The organism is Ligaoa zhengdingensis (genome assembly GCF_014384885.1).
GTDB lineage: Bacteria > Bacillota > Clostridia > Oscillospirales > Ruminococcaceae > Ligaoa > Ligaoa zhengdingensis.
The window spans coordinates 1-1,029 of sequence record NZ_JACRST010000085.1 but is presented as its reverse complement, the minus strand read 5'-3'; the positions used below and the strand labels follow the sequence as shown (position 1 = coordinate 1,029).

The window sequence follows — 1,029 nt, the reverse complement described above, 5'->3', positions numbered from 1 at the left end:
TTGCTCTGCTTCATAGTCTGCCGACAGCTCTGTGAAACGCTCGTCTGATATGCGCCCGGTCACGCTGTCCTCATACAGCCGCTTGAAGATAGCGGATAACTCGGCTATGCGTTTCTCGGCGGCTTCCAGTTCCTTTTTCTTGGCGGCGTTCCTGCGCTTGCCCCCGTCCTCGTTCTGCTCAATCAAGAGCTTCATAAACCGGGCTTCATGCTTTGCCGCATAGCTTGTCACTTTCCGCAGATTGGAGAGTACACCAGCAGTCAAAAGGTCGGTGCGGATAAAGTGCGCCGTACAGTCATGGGTGCGTTTCTTGTAGTTGCCGCAGATATAACAGTCCTGCTTGCGCTTGTCCGTCTGGTATCGCTGCTGATACATCACACTGCCGCAGTCTGCACAGAACAGTATGCCGGAGAACAAGCCCACTTCATCATAGCGGTTGGGGCGTTTGCGCTGCTTGCGAAGTTCCTGCACCCGTTCCCATGTCTGGGTGTCTATGATAGGCTCGTGGTGGTTCTCGAATATCGCTTGCTTTTCCTCCGGGTTTTCTACGCTGTGCTTGACTTTGTAAGAGAGTTTTTCCGTCTTGAAGTTTACCAGACAGCCCGTGTATTCCCGGTTTTCAAGGATATGCACAACGGTATTGGTCGCCCACTTGCACTCATAGCCGAGGTGGTAGCGGCGGGTGCTGCCCGTCCTGCGGTATTCCAGCGTCCCCGGCGTGGGGATCTGCTGCTCTGTGAGCATACGGGCTATCTTGGTCGGACCGTTCCCGGCAAGGCAGAGGTTGTATATCTGCTTGACTACGGGTGCGGCTTCCTCGTCAATGATGAAATTTTCGTCCTCGTCCATGAGGTAGCCATACACAGGTTTGCTTGTGATGGGCTTGCCACTCATGCCTTTTGAGCGTTTCACTGCTTTGATTTTCTTGCTCGTATCTCTCACCAGCCATTCGTTAAAGATATTCCGCAGCGGGGCAAAGTCATTGTCGCCCTGTGCGCTGTCCACTCCGTCATTGATAGCGATGAAGCG

At 53.6% G+C, this 1,029-nt stretch carries 1 protein-coding gene; it reads right to left on the bottom strand.

Going from position 1 to position 1,029, the window contains the following annotated elements; translation table 11 throughout:
• Positions 1 to 1,029: recombinase family protein (locus H8711_RS14490; protein ID WP_249283900.1), on the bottom strand; the 1,029-nt coding region annotated here is incomplete at both ends.